The 23,598-nt window shown below is 37.3% G+C and carries 20 protein-coding genes and 1 riboswitch; of the genes, 10 read left to right on the forward strand and 10 right to left on the reverse strand.

The window, feature by feature from the left end; translation table 11 throughout:
- Nucleotides 1–14: 14 nt before the first annotated feature.
- The 3 genes from fabD (at nt 15) to pckA (ending at nt 3,551) form a co-directional block, all read left to right on the forward strand.
- Nucleotides 15–860 carry an ACP S-malonyltransferase gene (gene fabD, locus HX13_RS07160; protein WP_050020536.1) on the forward strand — a complete coding sequence of 282 codons (846 nt, stop codon included), beginning with the start codon at nt 15–17 and terminating at the stop codon, nt 858–860.
- A gap of 41 nt (nt 861–901) precedes the next feature.
- Nucleotides 902–1,807: a GYDIA family GHMP kinase gene (locus HX13_RS07165; RefSeq protein ID WP_050020537.1), complete on the forward strand. Its 906-nt coding sequence runs from the start codon at nt 902–904 to the stop codon at nt 1,805–1,807.
- A gap of 127 nt (nt 1,808–1,934) precedes the next feature.
- Complete coding sequence (pckA, locus tag HX13_RS07170) at nt 1,935–3,551, forward strand: phosphoenolpyruvate carboxykinase (ATP) (protein ID WP_050020538.1); 1,617 nt, start codon at nt 1,935–1,937, stop codon at nt 3,549–3,551.
- Between the two features lie 191 nt (nt 3,552–3,742).
- On the opposite strand, the gene HX13_RS07175 is transcribed toward pckA, so the two are convergent.
- The 3 genes from HX13_RS07175 to HX13_RS07185 all read right to left on the reverse strand — a co-directional run bounded on the left by HX13_RS07175 (nt 3,743) and on the right by HX13_RS07185 (nt 5,197).
- Nucleotides 3,743–4,150 (reverse strand): type II 3-dehydroquinate dehydratase, encoded by a 408-nt coding sequence (locus HX13_RS07175; protein WP_050020539.1) that lies wholly within the window; start codon nt 4,148–4,150, stop codon nt 3,743–3,745.
- A gap of 30 nt (nt 4,151–4,180) precedes the next feature.
- Nucleotides 4,181–4,510 (reverse strand): helix-turn-helix domain-containing protein, encoded by a 330-nt coding sequence (locus HX13_RS07180; protein WP_050020540.1) that lies wholly within the window; start codon nt 4,508–4,510, stop codon nt 4,181–4,183.
- Nucleotides 4,511–4,606: 96 nt separating this feature from the next.
- Complete coding sequence (locus HX13_RS07185; RefSeq protein ID WP_128572251.1) at nt 4,607–5,197, reverse strand: hypothetical protein; 591 nt, start codon at nt 5,195–5,197, stop codon at nt 4,607–4,609.
- Between the two features lie 347 nt (nt 5,198–5,544).
- Between HX13_RS07185 and HX13_RS07190 the strand changes: the two genes are divergently transcribed.
- Nucleotides 5,545–6,804, forward strand: coding sequence for a hypothetical protein (locus tag HX13_RS07190; RefSeq protein WP_128572253.1), 1,260 nt, complete (start codon nt 5,545–5,547; stop codon nt 6,802–6,804).
- 74 nt (nt 6,805–6,878) lie between these two features.
- Here the strand turns inward: HX13_RS07190 and HX13_RS07195 are convergent, their stop codons facing one another.
- Together HX13_RS07195 and HX13_RS07200 are read right to left on the reverse strand one after the other, a co-directional pair.
- On the reverse strand, nt 6,879–7,238 hold the full coding sequence (locus HX13_RS07195) for a helix-turn-helix domain-containing protein (protein WP_050020543.1): 360 nt from the start codon (nt 7,236–7,238) through the stop codon (nt 6,879–6,881).
- Nucleotides 7,239–7,284: 46 nt separating this feature from the next.
- Nucleotides 7,285–7,824, reverse strand: a complete 540-nt coding sequence (locus tag HX13_RS07200) for a hypothetical protein (RefSeq protein ID WP_128572255.1) — start codon at nt 7,822–7,824, stop codon at nt 7,285–7,287.
- A 606-nt stretch (nt 7,825–8,430) separates the two neighbouring features.
- Between HX13_RS07200 and HX13_RS07205 the strand changes: the two genes are divergently transcribed.
- The 6 genes from HX13_RS07205 (at nt 8,431) to HX13_RS23760 (ending at nt 15,636) form a co-directional block, all read left to right on the forward strand.
- Nucleotides 8,431–8,868: a transposase gene (locus HX13_RS07205; RefSeq protein ID WP_050020545.1), complete on the forward strand. Its 438-nt coding sequence runs from the start codon at nt 8,431–8,433 to the stop codon at nt 8,866–8,868.
- A gap of 78 nt (nt 8,869–8,946) precedes the next feature.
- Nucleotides 8,947–9,270: a hypothetical protein gene (locus HX13_RS07210; RefSeq protein ID WP_050020546.1), complete on the forward strand. Its 324-nt coding sequence runs from the start codon at nt 8,947–8,949 to the stop codon at nt 9,268–9,270.
- A 119-nt stretch (nt 9,271–9,389) separates the two neighbouring features.
- Nucleotides 9,390–10,709 (forward strand): hypothetical protein, encoded by a 1,320-nt coding sequence (locus HX13_RS07215; protein WP_050020547.1) that lies wholly within the window; start codon nt 9,390–9,392, stop codon nt 10,707–10,709.
- A gap of 295 nt (nt 10,710–11,004) precedes the next feature.
- A riboswitch (SAM riboswitch) is annotated at nt 11,005–11,102 on the forward strand.
- Nucleotides 11,103–11,185: 83 nt separating this feature from the next.
- The gene (locus HX13_RS07220; protein WP_050020548.1) at nt 11,186–14,125 is read left to right on the forward strand and encodes a SusC/RagA family TonB-linked outer membrane protein; all 2,940 of its coding nucleotides are present in this window, start codon (nt 11,186–11,188) and stop codon (nt 14,123–14,125) included.
- Nucleotides 14,126–14,141: 16 nt separating this feature from the next.
- A complete protein-coding gene (locus HX13_RS23755; RefSeq protein ID WP_238555141.1) occupies nt 14,142–15,080 on the forward strand; it encodes a RagB/SusD family nutrient uptake outer membrane protein in 939 nt (312 codons plus the stop codon).
- Nucleotides 15,061–15,636: a RagB/SusD family nutrient uptake outer membrane protein gene (locus HX13_RS23760; RefSeq protein ID WP_238555142.1), complete on the forward strand. Its 576-nt coding sequence runs from the start codon at nt 15,061–15,063 to the stop codon at nt 15,634–15,636. Before HX13_RS23755 ends, HX13_RS23760 begins: the two co-directional genes overlap by 20 nt.
- A 111-nt stretch (nt 15,637–15,747) precedes the next feature.
- Here the strand turns inward: HX13_RS23760 and HX13_RS07230 are convergent, their stop codons facing one another.
- The 5 genes from HX13_RS07230 to HX13_RS07250 form a co-directional block, all read right to left on the reverse strand.
- Entirely contained in the window at nt 15,748–16,131 is a 384-nt protein-coding gene (locus HX13_RS07230) for a hypothetical protein (RefSeq protein WP_128572256.1), read from the reverse strand.
- Nucleotides 16,124–19,399 (reverse strand): RHS repeat-associated core domain-containing protein, encoded by a 3,276-nt coding sequence (locus tag HX13_RS07235; protein ID WP_050020550.1) that lies wholly within the window; start codon nt 19,397–19,399, stop codon nt 16,124–16,126. The genes HX13_RS07230 and HX13_RS07235 overlap by 8 nt, the downstream gene beginning before the upstream one ends.
- The gene (locus tag HX13_RS22760) at nt 19,362–20,879 is read right to left on the reverse strand and encodes a hypothetical protein (RefSeq protein ID WP_050020551.1); all 1,518 of its coding nucleotides are present in this window, start codon (nt 20,877–20,879) and stop codon (nt 19,362–19,364) included. Before HX13_RS22760 ends, HX13_RS07235 begins: the two co-directional genes overlap by 38 nt.
- Entirely contained in the window at nt 20,794–23,004 is a 2,211-nt protein-coding gene (locus HX13_RS07245; protein ID WP_128572257.1) for a SpvB/TcaC N-terminal domain-containing protein, read from the reverse strand. The genes HX13_RS22760 and HX13_RS07245 overlap by 86 nt, the downstream gene beginning before the upstream one ends.
- 107 nt (nt 23,005–23,111) lie before the next feature.
- The gene (locus HX13_RS07250; RefSeq protein WP_050020553.1) at nt 23,112–23,597 is read right to left on the reverse strand and encodes a hypothetical protein; all 486 of its coding nucleotides are present in this window, start codon (nt 23,595–23,597) and stop codon (nt 23,112–23,114) included.
- Between the last annotated feature and the right edge of the window lies 1 nt (nt 23,598).

Raw genomic sequence — 23,598 nt, forward strand, 5'->3', positions numbered from 1 at the left:
ATTTAATTCAATACATGAAAGCACTTGTATTTCCTGGGCAGGGTTCTCAGTTCGTAGGAATGGGAAAAGAATTGTACGATTCTAGAAAAGATATTAAAGATCTGATGGAATCTGCCAATGAAATTTTAGGTTTCGACATCCTTTCCATTATGTTTAACGGAACAGATGCAGATCTTAAAAAAACAGAGGTTACCCAGCCTTCAATTTTTATACATTCAGTAGCAGCATTAAAAGCAGTAAATGGTCTTGGAGCCGAAATGGTAGCAGGACATTCTTTGGGAGAATTTTCAGCATTAGTGGCCAACGGCGTTTTATCTTTCGATGACGGGTTGAAATTAGTCGCAGAAAGAGCTAAGGCTATGCAGGACGCTTGTGATGCTAATCCAAGTTCTATGGCCGCTATTTTAGGATTGGAAGACGCTAAAGTAGAAGAAATCTGTGCACAAATCAGTGGAATTGTTGTTCCTGCAAATTATAACTGTCCCGGACAGCTGGTAATCTCAGGAGAAACACCTGCGGTAGAAGAAGCTTGTGTAAAACTGAAAGAAGCAGGCGCCAAAAGAGCATTATTGTTACCTGTAAACGGAGCCTTTCATTCACCATTGATGCAGCCTGCACAAGAAAGGTTAGCTGCGGCCATTGAAAATACAAAATTTAGAAAAGCTACCATTCCTGTGTATCAGAATATCACGACTACAGCAGTAACAAATCCTGATGAGATCAAACAAAATCTGATCGATCAGCTTACCGGTCCTGTAAAGTGGACGCAGTCTGTACAGAATATGATTAAAGACGGTGCGTCTAACTTTGTAGAAGTAGGACCAGGAAAAACCTTGCAGGGATTGATCAAAAAAAATTGATGGAACAGTAGAATCTACTTCTGCAATCTAATCAAAAAAATATGAATGCGATATTTTCACCGGGAAAGCTTATGCTTACTTCAGAATATTTCGCAATAGATGGAGCTCTTGTCTTAGCGGTACCTACCAGGCTGGGACAAGAGTTTTTCTTTGAAGAAAAAGAAGATCAGAAGTTTCTGGTTTTTTGGGAAGCTTTCCATCAGAATAAACCGTGGCTAAGAGCTGTCATTGACTATAAAAACTGGCAGGTCCTGGAAACCAATATTCCAGCAGGCGCTGAATTTATCCTACAGACTTTAAAAAATGTTCAGGAGCTTTCTTCCACTAAATTCAGGCATACTCTTACATACCATTTAAAAACAAACCTTCAGTTTCCATCTGACTTTGGACTGGGAAGCAGTTCTACCCTGATGAATAATCTGGCGGAATGGGCCGGGATTGATCCTTTTTACCTGAATACAATCAGTCTTGGAGGAAGCGGTTATGATATTGCTGTCGCCAAAGAAAAAACTGCTGTTCTTTTCCAGAACAAACCTGAAATCAGGTATGAAAAGGTTAATTTTGCTCCTTCCTTTAAAAATGATCTGATTTTCATTCATTTAAATCAAAAACAGAATAGCCGTGAGGGAATCAGTTTTTATAAATCGAAAAAGAGGTCTCAAAAACTGGTTGATGAATTTTCGGATATCACAAAAAAAGTTTTGTTATGTAATGAATTGGATATTTTTAGCCAATTAATGACAAATCATGAACAAAAAATATCCGGTTTTCTTGAAATTCCTACAGTTAAAGAGAGGTTGTTCCCTGATTCTCCTGCTTTTGTAAAAAGTTTGGGAGCCTGGGGCGGAGATTTTGTAATGAGTGCCAAATTTGGGGGCTTTAAAGACTATTTTTGGGAGAAAGGTTTTACAACCGTTTTCGAATGGTCTGATATAATAGGTTTATAATCAATATTTTACAATCCTGTTTTTTTATTTGTCATTCTGACTTATATCAGTATATTTAAACCACCTTTAACAAATAATTAATATTATTTTTGTTGAACTCAATAAAGAAATAGAAAATATAAGTAAAATGAAAAACACTAAAATCATCCAGGATTTAGAGAAATTAGGGATTAAAGGAAACTACGAAGTAGTGTACAATCCTTCTTATGAAGAATTGTATCAGGCTGAGGTTTCTCCTGAAAATCAGGGGTTTGAGAAAGCTGAGCTTACAGAGTCTGGCGCAGTATCGGTAAAAACAGGAATTTTCACAGGTCGTTCACCTAAAGACAGATATATTGTTCAGGATGATGTTACAAGAGATACAATTTTCTGGGATGGTAAAGTAAATTTACCTACAACCCCGGAAGTTTTCGGGTCTTGTAAAGAACTAGTGATGAACCAGCTTTCTGAAGCTAAGAAAATTTATGTTGTAGATGCCTTCTGTGGTACGAATGCAGATACAAGACTGAAAGTGAGATTTATCGTTGAAGTAGCGTGGCAGGCACACTTCGTTACTAATATGTTTATCCGTCCTTCGCATTATGAGCTTGAAAACTTTGGCGAACCTGATTTCACAGTAATCAACGGATCAAAAACAACCAATCCAAACTGGGAAGCACAAGGATTGAACTCTGAAAACTTCATTATGTTCAACCTTACTGAAAAACTACAGATCATCGGAGGTACCTGGTACGGAGGTGAAATGAAGAAAGGGATGTTTGCCATGATGAATTATTACCTTCCATTAAAAGGAATGGCTTCAATGCACTGCTCTGCAAACGTAGGGGAAAAAGGAGATGTTGCTTTATTCTTTGGTCTTTCCGGAACAGGTAAAACAACTTTATCAGCAGATCCGAAAAGATACCTTATCGGTGACGATGAACACGGTTGGGATAATAACGGAGTATTCAACTATGAAGGTGGATGCTACGCTAAAGTAATCGACTTATCAGAAGAGAAAGAACCGGATATTTTCAGAGCAATCAAGAGAGATGCCCTTCTTGAAAACGTAGTAGTGAATAATGGAGTAGCAGATTACACTGACGGATCCATTACTGAAAATACCAGAGTTTCTTATCCAATCTATCATATTAACAAAATTGTTTTGCCATCTAAGGCAGGACATGCAAAAAAGATCGTATATCTTTCTGCAGATGCATTCGGAGTACTTCCTCCGGTTTCCATCCTGAATGATGACCAGGCGCAATACCACTTCCTTTGCGGGTATACCTCCAAATTAGCCGGAACAGAAAGAGGAATTACAGAACCTCAGCCATCTTTCTCACCAGCATTCGGAGAAGCTTTCCTTACATTACACCCGACAATGTATTCTAAAACATTAATCGGTAAAATGAAAGAGCACGGTGCAAAAGCTTATTTGGTAAACACCGGATGGAATGGTACCGGTAAAAGGATTTCTTTAAAGGATACCAGAGCAATTATTGATGCAATCATCGACGGTTCTATTGATAATGCCCCTAAAACTCAGGTTCCGATCATGAATCTTGAAATTCCTACCGAGCTTCCAAACGTTTCTGCAGGTATTTTAGATCCTAGAGACACCTATGCGAACGCTTCTGAATGGGAAGAAAAAGCAAAAGATCTTGCTTCAAGATATATCAAAAACTTTGAACAATACTGTGATACTGAAGAAGGTAAGAGATTGATCGCTTCAGGTCCTCAATTGCAGGAACAAACAATTTAATAAGATCAAACCATATAAAAGCCTCATCATTGATGGGGCTTTTTATTTTTATCTTTCGCGGGTTAGGCTGATTTCGCAGATGTTCGGGGTGTCAATATAAGCTCATACGATTAAGAATAATATCTGCTAAACTGTTAAACCTGCGTCAAAATATTATTTTTGATATGAATCAGGGTAATTCATCATCCTATTTATTTTAAACTGAGGATAGCTAATCGGTAGCCATCCATCCCGAATCCGGATAAAACAGCATCTGTGTTCGCTGCCGTCACCGATTTCTGCCTGAATTCTTCTCTTTTATAAATATTGCTGATATGGACCTCCACTTTAGGCTTCCGGATATTTTTTAAACAGTCAGCTATGGCATAGGAGTAATGGGTAAAAGCTCCCGGATTAATAACAACGGCATCAAAATCATCTTCCTGAAGCCTGTTGATGAGTTCTCCTTCTATATTAGACTGGTAATAAAGTATTTCGTGAGTGTGAAACTCGGATTTCAGGGTAACTAAATAATTTTCCATGGAAATATTCCCATAGATTTCCGGTTCGCGGCTGCCTAAAAGATTCAGGTTAGGCCCGTTTAAAATCAAAACTTTCATATAAAAAATTTACCCAAAGATAAATATTTTCTATCCATTTTGTTCATGGTCTGTTGCTAGGTTTTGTTGAATATATTCTGAAGGAGTGACCCCTTCTATTTGTTTAAACACCCTGTTAAAGGTAGATTGGTTGGAAAAACCGGCTTCTGTATAGACATACATCAGGGTTGCCTTTTGAAAATCAGTTTCAGTGAAAAGCTTTTTGACATAGTCTACCCTATATGTATTCAGATAGGCATTAAAATTAGCATATCCTTTATAGCGGATGGTTTTTGAAATATAAGTGCTATTAACATCAATGGCTACGCTCAATCTGGAAAGATTAAGCTTAATATCCTTAAAAAGCAGATCTTGCTTCATTGCTGTTTCTATTCTTTCAAATATTTTTTTCGAAATTTTCTACATCTGCAACATCAGGTTGTGTTTTGCTTTCTTTTTCTGTTACTTTTTTTATAATCATTTCTGATATTGGCTAGCGACTGTAAAAAATTCCTGCTTTCGTATTTTATCCTTATAATACAGTAGCAAGGCTATGATCAGAATATTGGAAACAAATAAAAGGGTATCTGTAAACATCACTTCTTTTTGAGAATGTTTAGGAAATATAAAACCAAGATTGAATACAGAAAAGTTATTAGCAACAAGACTTGCAATAATGATGATTATCAGAGTATACAGAGTATAATAAAAGACTGTCTTTTTTGAAAAAAATATATAGGCTCCCAACGGGATGGGCAATAACCAGCAAAATCCTGATACTGAATTATCCCAGAAAACAATCATTACATATAAGCTATAAATAGGGGCAAATATCAGATAAGTATGTACAATCCGGTTTTGGGAACATTTTCTTCTTGCAAACAGATACCAGCTTCCTAACAGAATTATACCACAAATTAAGTAGGAAGAGATCATTTTATCCTGGATGATGAAGGAATAAATGACCGTAAAAATTCCCAGAATAAACATCATAAGAATTACATATCTGTCCATCAATGCAAGCTTTAATCTTTCTATCTGCTCATTTTTGATATTTAATGCAGCCATATTAATTAATATTATGTGGAATTCCCAGTGAATTCTTTGAAATGATTTTGTTATCTTATTGATTTGAAATGATTTATTAATCTGTAAATCATTTTCCAGATTATCATTGACAGTTAATTTTTTTTTGAAAGTTTTAAAGAATAATTTTGTACTTGAGCTTTTGGAGCACAATAAATTAATAATTTTCTTAAAAGATTTTTCAAACTTACTTAATTAATTTTTTTTTGACAAACTATCTGAATTATTTTCTTCAATCGGAAATAGCCAGCTATCATATCATCGGAAAAGATGCTGTATAGCGGAACCTAAAGCAGCCACAATTTTTAACCTACTATAAATTATTTCAAATGAAGAAGACCTTTCTATTACTTACACCCTTGTTTTGCAGTTTAATGTATTCGCAGGTAGGTATTAATACTACCAATCCGCAAAACATTTTTCATGTTGACGGAGCTAAGGATAACCCGGCAACTGGTATTCCAACTGCAGCCCAGCAGGCTAATGATTTTACTGTAACATCCAGTGGAAGTGTTGGGATTGGTACTACTATGCCTCACGCATCTGCTATTTTAGACGTAAATGTTGATGCGTTGGCAGATGGCAGTAAAAAAGGATTTCTAGGACCCAAAGCAGCTCTGACCTCTTTGACGGATCAGACAACGATACCGTCACCTGCCACCGGGTTACTGGTGTATAATCTGGGGACTGCCGGACTTGCTTATAATGGCTATGTATTTTGGAATGGAAGTGAATGGAGAACTCTTAATAACGGTTCCCTTGCCATTGGAACAATCGGGACGATTACCTGCAACTCCATTAAGCTTACACCCAGTATCTATACTGCAGGAACTCCTTTTAACGGAACGATGAGTGTGCCTTACACCGGTGGAAACGGAGGAACTTATCCTGCACAGATGATAGGTCCTGTAAATGGTCTTACTGCCACGTTATCTGCGGGAAATTTTAATTCCGGATCGGGCACTTTAACCTATACAATCTCAGGAACTCCGACGGTAACCAGTCCGGTTACAACAGTATTTCCCCTGAACATTGACGGGAAAACCTGTGACGCTACTGTAGGAGCGGGAGATGGAATTTCCATGGGGGAATTAATTTACTATAAGGCCAGCATACCTTCGGGGCCCTCTAATGTATGGTTAAGCGATTATGTTTCTGATCTGCCTGTTTTAGGAGGGAAATTAAGACTGGATGCCTGGTTTATGTCCAATTCAAGTGTGGGGCCTAATAATGTTACAATGAATCCTCGTCTTGTGAATGTTTCTTCGGATCCGGTAAAATTTTGGTTCAGTGCGTTGACAAATGTTGATAGATTTAATGCTTCAAATATTCTGATTGCCCCTTCTTCCTATGTTAATTTGGATAATGGTATTTATTTTAACTTAGGATACGACGATAAATTAGGAATAAGTACACCCCGGACTGCAGCTAGTGGCGGAGCAAGTCATCAGGAAGTGCTTACTATGGACCTTTCACTTGACGGACAATGGTACAGGGTATATTATTTCCCTATTGTTGATAACAAAAATACAGCGTCAACGGCGGATGATACCAGGGATATTTATTTGTCTATTCAAAGGCTTTACTAAAATGAAATTCTAAAAGATATTATGGCAAGGTGATGTCCGGGAGATATCACCTTTGCCATTTACAGGATCCGGGTTTATAGATAATCGGGATCTGTTTTCAGATGTTGCTGGATATATTCGGAAGGAGTAATTCCTTCTATTTGTTTAAAAACCCTATTGAATGTGGATTGATTTGAAAATCCGGCTTCCGTATAAATATACATCAGGGTAGCTTTTTGAAAATCGGTTTCAGTGAAAAGCTTTTTTATATGGTTGATTCTATAGGTATTAAGGAAAATTTTAAAATTAGGGTATCCTTTATGACGGATTGACTTGGAAATATACGAGCTGTTGACATCCAATGTTGCGCTAAGTTTTGAAAGGTTGAATTTATCATCCTTGAAAAGCATATCTTCAGTCATGGCAGATTCTATTCTTTCAAATAATTTTTCCATACTGGCAGGATCAATAGAATCTGTTAGAGGCTTAATTTCCGTTTTGTTACTTTTTTCTTTTTCTGGTAGTCCGGCAATTATGTGCTGCTCTGATGCTTCCAGCCTTTTTTATTTTATCTTTATAATGGATAAGTAAAAATACAACTGAGATATTTGAGATAAATAAAAGAATATCATTGAATTTAACTTCAGCCTGCGAATGTTTGGGAAAATCAAAGTTAAAATTATTGGCGACAATACTGACTGTAATAATTGTTACTATCACATACAGGGTATACATGAGCACCTGTCTTTTTGGAAAAAATATATAAGCTCCCAGTGGAATGGGCAATAATATAGAAAAACTTGCAACAGAGTTTTCCCAAAAGGCAAGTATAATGTAGAAACTATAAATAGGAACACAAACTAAAAACACAGTGACAATGAAATCCGGTGAATATCTTTTCCGGGTAATCAGATATGGAGCAGCTAGAAGAATGGCTCCGGCGAGCAAATACCAGCTCATTATTTTGTCATAAATAAAGAATGTAAAAATGATGACATATACAAATAGGATAAAAGCCATCAGGATCACATATCTGTCCATCAGTTCAATTTTCAGTTTTTTTATTTGTTCTTTTTTTGCACCCAATGAAGTTGATTAAATTGTTATTGATATAATTTATTAATTAATTTCTAATAAATGATTTATTTAAAACTCTGTTTATCAATTGAATACTGTTTATAAATCATTTTCGGGAATCTCATTTACGCTTTATTTTTTTTGTACTGCTGTAAAGAATAACTTTGCGACAGGACTTTGAAACAGGATAATCGGAAACAGATATTATCCGCATTTCAATTTCTTACGATAAAGCTTCTGCATTCCGGAAGATCAAAATATTTCACATTTCAGGTCAGAATTATAATAGCTTAATTTTCGACTAAAAGATAGAAAAAAATGCACAATATCTTGCAGATCATACCTCTTTTTTTTGATCTGTTGTTATGTGCTGAATTAATCTTGTATTTTCTTCCCGGAGTGAAATGATGGATATCTTTATTATAGTTTAGTATATAAACACAACTTTATACAATAAAAAACACAAATGATGATTTATGAATATGGCATAAGCAAAACAGGCCTCTGTAAGAAGGCGAAGAATTTATTAATGGAAAAAGTTCTGAATTTCTTAAAGGTTAAGTTTTGACAATGGAATTTGATTTTAAAAATATATGTATCGGCAAATGCATTAAAAGCAGAGCTGATGAGCTAGACATTTCTATGGTCCGTATCTGTAACTTTCTTCATACCACGGAAGAAGAGGTACATAAAATGTATACACAGGAAAACATGGATACTGAACTTATTCTTAAGTGGTGTAAGCTTTTAGAATATGACTTTTTCAGAATTTATACCCAACACCTGATTATTTTTGCTCCCCCATGTAATGACCAATATAATAAGGCGTCTTGCAAACAAACCTCTGTTCTTCCGCAATTCAGAAAAAACATCTACACAAAAGAACTGATCAGCTTTATTTTAGAAATGATAAATACCGGTCAGAAAACAAAACTTCAGATTATAGAGGAGTACAGAATTCCCAAGACGACCCTTTATAAATGGCTTAGTAAGCATGAACACATATAAACATATAAAATGAATAGGAGGTTCTGCTATCAAATTAAAACCTTGAACAGCAAAATATAAACTTATAAACAAAAAAGCATGAAAGAGCAAGGTCCGGATTACAAGAAGATTTATACAGACATTATTCGCATGAAGCATCCTGAAAAACTTGAAGCTTGCCGTTCTATTTTAAAAAAGGAATATTTAACGGCATTGGATGTCATTAAGCTCAATCAGATCATTTTTGATTTTAAAAATGTTGAAACAGAACAATTTAATCAAAGTCATAAATCGTATGATAAGCTTACCATTATGGAGATCCTTGAGTTTCAGAAGAAAAATGGCTATAACAATACCCAAACGGCAAATCAGTTTAAAACAAGTAGAAATACTGTAGCGAAATGGAAAAAAATGTTTCTTTAAAATGCTGCAGTAGGTATAGCTCCACGGCTTAGAATTCACACATAAAAACAATTATATTCAGATTCATAACCTTATGATTCTGTGTACACTTATTTTATAACAATAATTTAAACATTAAGATGATGAACAAACAAAAACTATTAAGCTTAGTAGCTTTCCTGGCTTCTTTTTTATTCTTACATGCACAAGTAGGGATAAATATTGCTAATCCACATCCTAAATCGGCGCTGGATGTTTTTTCTAATGATAAAGGGTTTCTTCCACCACGCCTGACAACTTCCCAAAGGGACTCCCTTCTTTCCCCGGATACCCCTAACATAGAGGCAGAGGGTATGGTGATCTATAATAAAACGGTGAATTGCCTGGAATTCTGGAATAGTGTAGAATGGATAAACCTATGTCAGGGCAATGCAGCAGTGTATACTATCAATTGTGAACCTGTTGTCAATGGAAATTTTTATGCAGGTTCGCCCGCTGTAGGTTCCGTAAGGATTAAGGTGACAGTGAGTAAGCCTGGTAAGTATAAAATTAATACTGATACAGTCAATGGAATTAGTTTTAACGCAGAAGGGTATTTTGAAAATACGGGGGAACAATATGTTACCCTTTCTGCTGAAGGGACTCTGCTACAGGCAGGAACCTACACATACTCTATTGTTACGCCGGCGGGCAATGAAAGCTGTACTTTCGCTGTTACAGTAACGAACCTGCCGTCCGAAAGGGTAGTGAAAATACTTTCGATCATTCCTGACGCCTGGAACGGGACTTTATCCACAGATTCTCATGGGAGATATTCATCTGTAGCCAGATCTAAGCTTAACAATCCCAGTAATTTCGGACCCAATGGAAGGGTGGTAATTTCCAACTTTATTTTTAATACAATCAATATACGGACTGCCACTCCTGCTGAATTGGCTCAGGCAATAGATAATGCGGACATTATCTGGATTGGTTATGTATACACCAGCTACTTTTCTGACCAGGCTATTGCTGTTCTGAGGCAAAAAATCCAGGAAAAGAAAAAGTTTTTTATTATTGACGCAGAACACCAAAGTCTTACTCCTATCAATAAGCTGAATTTAGGATATACAGCACAATATATTAACAGTCAAAGACCGGGTTCCTTTTATACGACAGGCTCACAGGGGCCAAATACCGGGATATTTGGTAACCTTCCTGAAAATACCAGGCTACAAACCAACCGCTATATGGGACGGATCACACAATATCCTGCTACTGCCAGGGTATTTATGAAAGACAGTGCCGGTAAAGCGGCTGCAACTCTGGATGATAATTTACTGGTCTATACTGATGTTAATTTATTTTATAATTATGAATCTACTGATAAATTTTACAATGAAGGAGCGGGTTGTTCGGAAAGCTCTAATGCGAGGATGTTCTGTAATATATTCAGTATCGCAGTTGATTACACCAGATAGGATGTTATTTGCATTAATCAACGATCAATGAAGCTGTAGGACAATACTTTTCAATTATTTAAATAATTATATCCGATAAATGGCACTCAGGTGTCATTTTTTTTTTTCTCTTTGTGATTTTGAGTAATCTATAATGATATTTGTCATATTTGCTAAAATTGTAAATTTCGTAACTGCTTATTTTAGTGGTGTTTGTTATAAAATTAAGTTAATTTTTAAAAATTTAACATGAAAAACAATAAGTCTACTTGTTTTGTGGACTAAATATTTATAGCTTTGCAACTATATTTCGATCGGCTTATAAAGAAAGATGGAGGGAACTGACCCTGTGAAGTCTTAACAACCTGCGTTATGTAAGGTGTTACATTCAGCCTTTTAAAGGGAAAATAAGCATTTGGTTTATCGTATATTTCGATGCCCTTTGCTGATTATTCTGCAAAGGGCAAAAATTTTATATATGGTAAATAAAATTGATTATGATTAGAGAAAAATTAATTAATTATACAATTTGGATCCCATCAGCGGCGGTATTTTTTTTAGGAGTTACCGGGATTAATGGACAGAGTTCGGGACCTAAAAAAGATACTCTTCATGAAAAGGAGATTGATGAAGTTGTAGTAGTTGCTTATGGAAAAGCAAAAAGAACAAGCTATACAGGTTCTGTAGCAACTATTTCCAGTGATAAAATCAACAACAGGCCCGTCACCAATATCACCAAAGCGTTGGAAGGCCAGGTACCGGGAATCCAGACAACAAGTTCTTCCGGACAACCCGGAGCCACATCTACAATCCGGATCAGGGGGATTGGCTCCATCAGTGCCTCCAGTGATCCTCTTTACGTAGTAGATGGAATTCCTTTTGACGGAAACCTAAACGCCATCAGCCCCAATGATATTGAATCCATCAGTGTATTGAAAGATGCTACAGCAAGTGCCTTGTATGGTTCAAGAGGAGCCAACGGGATTATTATCATTACCACGAAATCCGGTAAAAAAGGCGAGGCCAGGGTGAATTTTAATATCAGCCAGGGATTCTCCGGCAGAGCAGTGAAAGATTATCAACAGGTAAGTACGGATCAGTATTTTGAACTTTACTGGGAAGCGATGAGGAACGGCTATCAATCAGGTAAAGTATCAGCACAGCAGGCTGCACAAATGGCCACTGATAATATAGTTTCAGGTGCAGGGCTTTCTATTAATCCTTACGGGGCCGGTTATCCTAAACCTGTAGGTACAGACGGAAAATTGTTGCCCGGCGCAAAAGCTTTATGGAATGACGACTGGCGGGATATTTTGCAAAGAGTAGCTTCCAGGAATCAGGTGGATCTTGATATTAGTGGCGGAAGCGAAAAAAGTAACTATTTCTTTTCACTGGGGTATCTGGATGATAAAGGAATGGCGATTGAATCCGGGTTTAAGAGATATAATACCAGATTAAAACTCAACTCAGAAGTTAAAAAATGGTTGAATGTAGGGGTGAATTTGAGCTATACCAATAGCATTCAGCAAGCTCCACCTTCATCAGATTCAAAATCCAGTAACATCATCCAGGCGGCAAGGGTAATCCCTTCTTTCTATCCTTATTATGAAAGAAATCCTGATGGATCGTATGTGTTGGATGCTGCAGGAAACAGAATTTATGATTTTGGAAAGTACAGGCCTACAAGTGCTCTTCAGAATCAAAATGCTGCTGCTACCTTGCCTCTTGATAAGAATGAAAATAAAGAAGACAACTTTTCAGGAAAAGGGTTTCTGGATTTTACCTTCCTGCCGGAGCTGAAGTTCAGATCAAGTTTTTCCGTTGATCTGGTTAATTACAACGGACATTATTATTCTAATCCGCTTATCGGACAAGGAAGTGAAACAAACGGTTCTGTAACGAAATCCAACAGCAGGACGTTGTCATATACTACCAGTAATATTTTAACTTTTGATAAGAAATGGGGTAAGCATCATTTTAATGTTTTAGGAGGGCAGGAATTTTATAAATATGATTATCAGACAATTTCCGGTAGCAGAACTCAGTTCTCCCTGCCTTATTATTATGAGCCAGATGGAGCTGCTTTATTGGGAAGCTTCAGCGGGAATAGTGATAAGGTAAGCCTCCTGAGTTTCCTGGGAAAGGTGGAATATGATTTTAATAATACGTATTTCTTATCCTTTTCAGGAAGGGCGGACGGATCTTCAAGATTTTCTCCGGATAACAGATGGGGGAAATTCTGGTCTGTAGGAGGTTCATGGAAAATTTCAAATGAAGAGCTGATTAAAAACCTGAATGTATTTAATCAACTAACACTCCGTGCAAGCTATGGAGGACAGGGTAACGATAAGTTGTTACGCCCTAATGGCTCACCTCTTTATTATGCTTACCAGGAATTGTACAGGTTTTATAATAACCTGGGTGAAGCAGGAACTGTTTTAGAAAAAGCAGCTACAGCTAATGTGAAGTGGGAAACCAACTTAAATTTGAATGTCGGACTGGAGTTTGGAATTCTTAAAAACAGGATTAAAGGAAATATTGAATATTTTAAAAGACAAAGCCAGGATCTGTTATTTAATATGCCGGTTGCGCCGTCATTGGGGATCAGTGATTTTCCTGCCAATATTGGGACCATACAAAATACAGGTTTTGAATTTTCATTATTCACAACTCCCGTTAAGAAAGATGATTTTCAGTGGGACCTGGATATTAACCTGAGTACTCTGAGTAATAAGGTTACCAGGCTTCCGAAAGGTTCTATCGTAACGGGAACCAAATTACTGCAGGAAGGTGGATCTGTCTATGATTTCTATATTCCCGAATGGGCCGGGGTGGACCCAAGTAATGGAAAGCCTTTATGGAAAACGATTTCTCAGGATGCCAACGGAAATACTATTGAAGGAACCACATCTGAATATGCAAAAGCAACAAGAACCTTACAAGGATCTGCATTACCTAAAGTAACAGGAGGAGTAAGTACGAACATCATCTATAAAAACTTTGATTTCTCAGCATTGCTTACTTTTAAAATAGGGGGGAAGATTCTGGACACAGATTATACTTCACTGCTTCATAATGGAAGTGCAGGAGGACGTGCCTGGAGTGTTGAAATGCTGAACAGATGGACTCCGGACAATCCTTACACAGATGTTCCCGCTTTAAGTACCACTACCAATAACTGGACTTCTACTTCTTCGAGGTTTTTATACTCAGGAACATATGCAAGGCTTAAAAATGTGAGTTTAGGATATACTCTTCCTGCCGATTATTTTGAAAAAATCGGGCTTAAGAAATTCAGGATTTATATCCAGGCAGAAAACCTTCTCACATTTTATAAACATAAAGGAATGGATCCTGAGCAGGCCTTGGATGGTACCACCTATTACAGATATCCTGCTATGAGAACAATTACTTTCGGCCTTCAGGCGACTCTTTAACTTTAAAATTGAAACAATGAAACAATTAAAATATTTATCTGTTAGTCTTTTGGCATTATGGTCGCTGGCCAGCTGTGAAAGTGAACTGGATACGGCTCCTACCAACCAGGCCAATGATGTTGAGGTTTTTAAAACAGCAGAAAGTGCAGAGACGGTTATTAATGGAGCATGGGCAAAATTCAATGATGACGGAACTACCTATGCGAATATCGGTTACTCTACCGTTTTGAGGACAAGTGATGCAATGGGAAGTGATGTAGCGGTATTGACCAATAAATATGGTTTTGCATCTGCTTACGCATTCACCGAGATGGTGAATAGTACTACAAGCCGTCCGTTGTTTATCTGGTCATTATTGTATTCCACCATCAACAATATGAATAATGTTCTTGCGAAAATAGATGGTACGGAGGGCAGCCAGGAAAAAAAGAACCAGGTGAAAGGCCAGGCAAAAGCATTGCGTGCTTTCTGCTACCTTAATCTGGCCAGTTTTTATCAGTTTAGTTATCTTAAAGATAAAACAGCCCTGACCGCTCCTATTTATACTGAACCTTCTACTATAAACTCAGTAGGGAAGAAAAAAGCAAGCCTGGAAGAAATTTATACTTTGATTAAAAGTGATCTTACGGATGCGGATCATTTATTACAAGAGTATACAAGAAATAATAAAGATAAGATCAACCGTTCTGTAGTCAATGGACTATTAGCCAGAACATACCTGAATACCGGGGAATGGGCAAAAGCTTCAGCTGCTGCAAAAATTGCAAGAGAAGGTTTCCCTTTGATGGCTCCGGAAAAATATAAAGAAGGGTTTAATGATATTAATAATGCAGAATGGATCTGGGGACACGGGCAGACACAGGAACAGTCGGATGCAAGCTATGCTTTTCATTATCTGGATGTGTCTTCTTCCGGAAGTTTTTTATTACAGCTTTATGGCGGATCCTTACTTTAAAGATCTGTTTGATACGAATGATATCCGGTATCAGCTGTTTTCATGGGATGGCCTTAAAGGAAGGGAAGGACTGTTGAGATATGCCAAATTTAAATTCAAGCCTACTTTGATTGCGGATATTGTATACATGAGGTCGGCGGAGATGTATCTGATTGAAGCTGAAGCAGAAGCAAGAAACGGAAATACATCACAGGCAGTAGCTGTTTTAAACCAATTGAAGACGGCAAGAAAAGCGAATGTTTACAGCGGCTCTCTGGCTCAGGATGATGTGGTAAAAGAAATTCTGGTTGAAAGAAGAAAAGAATTGTTCGGAGAAGGCTTCTCGCTGTCAGATATTATCAGAACCCAGGGAACGGTGGTTAGAAAACCATTTGTAGATGCTGACGGAAAACCTGTTAAGGTTCAGATTACAACACCGGATGGAACTGTGAAAACAGTAGACGGCAGGGGACATTCTGTTTTTGATTTCCCTGATAAAACGGCCTTTGTTCCAAATAGTCCTTATTATTTATTCAGTATTCCACAAAGAGAAACGGAGAATAACCCGAATTTATAACATAGAGCCATAATTAGATTTGATTTTTAGCCACTGCTTTTGCAGTGGTTTTTTGTTGGTGAGGTATAAAAATAGCCGCAAGATTCTTGCGGCTATTCATATTATGGTCTATCAATTTTCTTTATAGTAAAATGTATAGACTTTGTTGGGTAAACTGATATAGACTGTATCCGTTATCAGTTTTTTCTTATCAATTTTCTTAAGATAAACCCTTTCTTCAGGAGACGGATCTATTTTTCCGAAAGTAGAAGACCGAATGCTTGCGGCAGTCATAACTTTGCTCTTGAAAGCAATGTATATGGAATGGTTATTTTGTATATTGTAAAGAGTGTGTACTCCTACTTTTACATAATTAACTTTGCCGTCTGATTCTTTAATTTCATAATACTCTTTAGTTTTTGGTAAGTTATCAATTGATTGGTAACTTTTGAAATCACTTGATACGCAGCTTGTTGTTAAGCAGAACGTTAAGAGTAGTAAAATATACTTATTCATCTTTAGATATTCTATATATTTTAAACATTTGTGTAGCATTACATTCGTTAGTGCCAAAGGTTTCATACGGATCACCTTTCATAAAGAGTTGTTCCCATATTCCTTTTACCTGGAAATTTGTCCAGCCTTGTTCATACACCTGGAATATATGGCCAAATTCATGCCCAAATGTAGTGAAATGAGTGAGTGCTCCCTCGGCGCCAAAAGTAGCTACATTATTTCCCCAGGTAACTTCTCTTCTAAATTTACTTATAGAATAACCTCTGCTGTTGGTAGTAAATAATTTTGCAAAGAAAGGTTGTGCCAGTTGGTATAAACCTTTATTTCTCCATTTTACATGTTTATATGAAATATCTAACTCCTTAGACATGGCTTTCACATCTTGAAGCTGCTCATCAGTTGGTTTATAGGTTGCACCAAAAACAGTAATCATGAATGCTGCCTGGCCCGCTCCGTTATAGGCTCCGTTTTCAAAGCCATTTTTAATTCCCTGCCATACATTTGTTCCTCGGAACATGGCTGTAAAGCCACCTGAAATAGCACCTGTAATTCCATATTTAGTTGAGTTGTACAGGATTTCTCCTACTACATTTTTAGCCCAGCCCCAAACACCTTTTCCGCCTAAAGCTTTCCATCCCGGTAGTTTATTTCCAACAAATGCCCCAATCATTGAAGAAGTAATGGTTATTGCATCAATTTTTCCGTCCAGCATAGACTGAGTAGTGATGTTAGAAAGAAGTTCCCATGTTCCGTTGTTAAGAATAGCACTACTAGGACTGAATAAAGCGGCACCCAGGCCGTTTAATCCTCCGGAAATTGCACCCGCAATAGCTCCTCCCAATACTGCTTTGCCAAAACCGCTCCAATCTTTGGTAATTAAGCCTTTGATAGTGTATGTTAAAATACCAATACCTGCCCCTATGATAGCTCCGTAGGCTGCCCCTATAGCAATTTTGATGAGAACAGGTAGCAAGACCTGCAGGAATTCCCCACTAGGGTCATTAAACATCAAAGGATTGTTCAGAACATAGCCGTACTTATTATAGTTTTGGGTATTATAAGGATCCTGGATATGCTCATCAGCATTTAAGAATCTTCTTAATAAAGGGTCATATAGCCTTCCGTTCATATGGATGATTCCTACTTCCATGAAGTGCTCATGAGAAGTATAGCCTCTTTCCAGCAGTAATCCTCCTTTATTTACTGTTTCCTGAATTTTGTTGATATCCGTTACAATTGGCCCGTTACCTATTTGAAGATGGGTCATATTCCCCCATGCATCAAAATGTCTTTGTTCCAGTTTATTTCCCGCTTCATCACTGATGGCTAAGATACTTCCTAAATAATCTTTATGCAAGAATTTATAAGAACCATTATTCTCCGTATAGTTCTTGACAAAAATAATATCACTTTCATAAGGAGTTCCACCAATATAAAGAATATGCTTTTCTTTTCCTGTAGCATTATCTTTTACAATTTCAAAACTTCCGTCCTCACTATAGAATTTAGTGAATTTACCATCTCCATCTGCATTAAAATTACCTCCATAGGTAACTCTTTGTCTCATTGCTGTCAATCCGTATTGGAAAGCGACATCTCCTTTCATGCCATCAATAAATACAGGATCGTTATTTTCATTATAAACAACATTTTGGATTAAATCATTGTTATAATTCTGTGTCCCTGCCGCATTAAGAGTCATCCCTGTAGGCTGATAGATTTTAGAAGAATTATCAAACTTAATTTTTCCTACCTGATCATTTTCTAAGATTCTACCCTTTACATCATAAACATTAAGAACAGCATTTTGGGTTTTAACCCCTGTCACCGGGTTGGTCGAATTGATCAACCTGTTGTTATCATCATAATCAAATGATTCCTGAATGTAGAAATCGCCTTCGGTAGACCTGGTTTCCAGCTCATTCTTAATGGCATTGAAATTATAGGACAGTCGTAAGATATGTTTTTTAACAGCTGAACCATGGTTTACCTGGCTTAAGGTACCATCGGGTTCATAGGTTTGGTTAATTTCAGCAGCTCCTAACTGAGCTTTAAGAACCTGGCCTCTTGCATTTACCTCTTTCAGTTCCCAAAGAGTTTTTCCGGAGTTTTTATCTTTTACCAGATATAAATCTCCATTCCAGGGATTGTACACATTTTCTATCTGAACTTTAGTCAATACTCCCGAAGAGAATAATTGTTTTTCGTAAGAGATAATTCTTGCTTTATCATCATAGGTAATTCCTTTTTGGATAAAGTACTTGTCATTACTGCTTTCAGAAGAGGACAATACCCTTCCTTGCTGATCGTAAGTGGTTGATGAACTGTATGCTTTTCCTTTAGAAGTTCCGGTTTTTGAAACAAGTCTTCCCTTATCATCGTAGCTGAAAGAAATTAGCTTATTGGTGGCCTGCCCACCATCCGTTGTGGAAATCTCTTTTTGAGAAATAAGCTGCCCAAGATTATTATAAGTATATTCTTTAGTACCCTTAGGGCTTACAATTTTCTTAATCTGGCCAAATCCATTATATTCATATTTATAAAGACCATTTGAAGGATCATTGAATTCTGATTTTCTTCCCCATGAGTCATACTTGATGGTTACCGTATTTTCAGCATACTGCGTCTTGATTTGTTCTCCGGCAGCATTGTAAGAGAATGTAATAGTACCTCCTTTATCTGTGGATGATACTACGTTTCCTAAAGCATCGGTAGTCTTGGAAGTTGTTCTGCCATAACCATTGAGCTCTTTCTCTGTAGTAGTTCCACCCACAATTGAAGTTTCCATTTGCTTGCCGGTAAACGCTGTAGCGGTAACTTTGGTTGGAAATACGGAGTCATCATAAACTATAGTATTCCACTGCCATGCGTTTGTTCCTTCACCATAAGGCTCACTTTCACTTGTTTTTCTTCCTAATAGGTCATATTGAATGTCAATATTGAGGAATTGTCCCTGCTGAAAGGCTTTTGTAGATGCCTTGTATTTTTGTCCAAACTTATTGGTGTATTTTTTTGAAATATTTCCATGAGGCTCATGCTGTACTACTATAGCGTTATACTGATCATCTTTAATATATTCATAAGTAGTAGTTCCACCTAAGCTTGTCTTTGATTTCAACAATTTACCCCACGCATCATATTCATTTTCCAGGATATTGCCAAGAGGGTCAGTCTGTTTGGTAATCTGCCCCCAATTATTGTAAACAATATCAGTGACAAGTCCTAAATTATCAGTTTTTTTTAACAACAAACCTACCCTTATCATCATATTGCGTACTTACCGTTTGTGACTGGGAATCTATACTGTTAGTTGTTGTTTTCTGAGTAATATTTCCAAAACTGTCATAATTGTAGTTTTCCAGTAGCCAGCCTGTGTTATCCCTATTCCAGGTTTTCTTTGTTTTTACTGAATTATTCTCATACGTGTATTCTTCTTTGGAAGACTTAGTATCATTGTACGCCTGCTTGGTTTCTGTTTTTTCCTGCGGCCTGCCTATATAATAAGCTGCTCCTGATCCGGATGGATTATGGAAATAGGTAAATGCTGACGTCGTAATGGCATATCCATTATTGATATTAGTAATATTTTGCGACGGGAGATAATAACTTCCATAAGTAATTGTATTCTCTGCAACTGTGTTGGTTATGAAATCTTTCGTTCTGATTTTTTTAGGAACAATTGCTGTAACCGCTTTGGACTTATCATTCTCTGAAACAACAGCGGTAACCTGGCCATTTATTAATTTTTCAACTTGATAGATGGTAGATTTTAAGCTTAATAGCTGGCTATTGTTTTCAGAAATGTCAGTTGGGAAAACTTTTGTTTCATCGGTTGTCCGGATAGACCATTCCTTGATTGGTAAACTTTCGTTCAGCGGATCTATTTCCGTACCGTTCCATACTTTAGTGTTTTCAAAGCCGTCTGCATACCATGATGAGCGGGCAATTTGACGGAATCCAACAGTTCCACGACCCTGTAGATGAGCTAATAATCCTCTGTAACGGAAATCCTGCTTTTTACCCTCTTGCTGGAGTTGCGACACAGCGTAGGATTGCTGAACATTCGCAAGTTCCATATAAGGATATTTTTCCTTCTTTACAGCCTGATAGAAGTTCGGTGAAGCAATAGGGTCAAGCTCTTTATAGCTGATATCTGTTTTTACACCGCCTTGAGTAATGGAGCTGATACGGGCTTCTTTAGAAACATCATAAAAATCAATTCTCTTTACCCTGTCTCCTGAAACTCCCCTGATTGGGCTTGGGCTGACAAGTATGATCTGATGAACAGACTGGTTGATTTTAAAGTTCCCTAAAAGCTCCTGCATATCATATTTGGTTCTCTCATTAAGATAAGTATGTGGATCATCCCTAAAGCCGCTACTGTCTCCTAAAGGACCTTCATTGAATGCATAACGAATATCATTGTTGAATTTTTTTTCTCCCGCAGATATTTTAATATCAACCGTATTATAATAATAGATATTAAAAATAGTTTGAGAGCCGCTAAGCTTAACTCTTTCTTTTCTATAGTTAAAAGTAACGAAGTCACTCTTACCGTCTCTGTCAAGGTCATAAGCCTGGTGGCTTGTTCTTTCAACAGTTGCAGTACCGTCATTATTAGAATTAACAAGCTGATCTTTACGGAATAAAGCAAAATTAGGTTTAAATTCCTCCAGAAACGTTTTTACCCGTTGATTGATATAAATACCAGTCTGTCGTAGTATTGGACGCAGGAACCAATAAATCACTCTTTCCGTCTCCGTTAAAATCTCCGATGACAGCTCTTTGATTAACTCCTTTAACTCTTTCATCATTCTGATAAAAACCATTTTCGATTACAGAATAAAGGTTATTCGATTCCTTCTTAAACTGAACTAGAAATGGACGATTTCCACTGTCAAATCTTAAAAAATCAGTTCTGCCATCTCCGTCAAAATCTCCCATTTTGTAGGTGTCAAATATATCCACATCATAAGGATAAAAAGACATTTGAGAGAAAGATTGCGTAGCACTTATTGCATTATCCAGGTTGATTGCAATATATCTTTTCCTGTCTTGAAAGGTTTCATCAAATTCAGGCAAGCTTATTGGGCTATTAGGATCCTGGGGTCTCTGAACTTTGGTATGTACGGCGTCATTGAACCCCATCATTAATTCAGAAATACCATCTCCATCAAGATCCAATTCCATAAGTCTCAAAGGGGTGGTTTTGAAACTGGTGCCACCTTGCATAGGGTCAATTTCCGGAGTAGTGAGATCATAAACAGATTTAGGAAGAACCTTGGTGTATTGATGCTCTAGTTGATTATTCTGATTAATTGAATATACTAATAATTGAATATCTTTTGTATCACTGGCAATTTTATAAAAAGCGAATCCCTGCTGGTTTTCCATAATGCCTGCCGGGTTTTTGAATGAAATGGGCAAAGCTTTCTTAAACTCATCTTTTGTAATAGCCAGAGATCCGACGTAGGTAAGTTCAGCCAATCCTTGTGGACGGTCCAGGGCTTTCTTTGCCAGATAAAGACCAGCTGGTTTGTCTATAGGATTGTTACATACAGAATTGAAACCGCTGCCTCCAATACTTCCACAGATTCTGAAAGGCTGATCCTTATATTCTAAGGCATCTATTTTACCGTCTCCATCAAAATCACCCAATAATCCTGATTCCAAAGAATGACTGGAAGATTGTATCCAGTCAGTCCCTCTTACCGAGTTTTCATATTCAAAACTGACAGGATTGGCAGCTTCACCTGCTGAATTATATTCAGTGACTTTATTCAGAAACTGATAATTTGTCCCGTTATTATCTTTTTTATATTCAAGACGGTAAGTTTTGAAAGGTTGTAAATGGGAGGTTACAATAATTTCTGAAAGAATTTTATTCTGTGCATGTTCAAGCCCTTGTACAAAAGACTGTTCTTTCAGGTCCCGGTCAATGTATAAGAATTCGATTGAATTAAAATGCGGTTTATTCAATGTTTCATTTCCTCCCCATCCTATGGAAGAGATCCTCATGACACGATTTAAGGTTCTGAAGCCTCCGGAAGATGATTCAGAAGCATAATTATAGGTAATGTAATTTCCCTGTGCATCTTTCCACTTTACGATATTGTATTCTAAAGGAGTAGTTACAGTAGGATTACCCCTCATTCCTGGCTGGTATGCGCCATACAAGGCTTGGGATCCGTCTTCAAAAGTAACTTCAAAATGGGCAGGTCCGACATCTTGTCCATTGACTACATAGGTGCCAACAGATTTAATCTTGAGGTTAGAATATTTTTCAGTCACATATTCAGCCCCATCTTTTCCATATTCGCCTGATTTTAATATTAACCGTTGGCCATTGAAACTGTAGTTGTCGGAATAATCTATTTGTACCGGTTTCACCTCACCATGCGTTTCAATAGTTTTACCAATCCTTGAAATAGATGTGATTCCTGAAAGGTTCCAGCCATATCCTGCAATACCATTTCCCGTACCACTGGTATAGACAAGATTAGCCTGCGGAGCTACGTTTTTCACTCCGGGAGGTAAAGTGATCGGTAATGTAAATTGTAATTGCCCAGTTCCCGTAACTTCTATATTTCCTTGAGTATCATGGAAACTTTTACCCGTAGGTGCAGAAGTCCCGCTAGGGTTATTCGACCCTGCATTTGAATTTGTCGGCCCGCCACCCGGATTCTCCGTGGCAGGACCTATTTTAGCCACAAACGGATTCGAAACATCCGATTGGGCATGAAATCCCTGTGCCATGACCACCGTCTGCGGATCCTGAACCGTCCGGGAGGTGGATTCTGCCTGGTAGAGGATGGTCTGCGAAAAAGCCCCTACCGAACACATGGATAACATCAATGATGAAAATAATTTCATTGTTATTAGTTGTTTGTTATGATAATTTGTAATTGATGAGATAGGAATACCATCCTGATAACATTGAGATATCTTTGAATTTTTCAACGTTAAATAGTTCCTGCCTTTTATCTTTTAGTCACATTTCTTCCAAAGACTCTTCCGTCTTTTAACGTAAAGCGAAGAATGTAAACACCCCAATCGTATCCGGTCATATTGATTTTTATCTTACGTCCTAAATCCGGTGAATTCTGCTGCTGGAATTTCCAGTGAACTGTACTATGCTGGTACAACGATACGGATTCAATCAATCCGTCTACTTCTTCAGTCCAGTCAATGGTTAGATAATCATTTACCGGGACAGGATAGAGCCTTATTTGTTTCCAGAATGTTTTTTCATCAATAGCAGGAGTTTGTTGGGTAACAGCTGCTACCTTTGCTTCCTCCTGTACTTTGACTTCTTTTGTAATAATCTCGTCGGCTTTTTTAGCGGATACGTTAGTACCCCTGTACCGTTGGTTTCCGGCTTCATCATATTTGAAATAGACTTCAGTTTGTGAATAGCCCAGAAAACCTACCAACAAAGAAACTATTGAAAATAATTTTCTTTTCATG

Origin of the sequence: Chryseobacterium sp. P1-3 (assembly GCF_000738495.1) — a bacterium.
GTDB classification, from domain to species: Bacteria; Bacteroidota; Bacteroidia; order Flavobacteriales; family Weeksellaceae; genus Chryseobacterium; species Chryseobacterium gallinarum.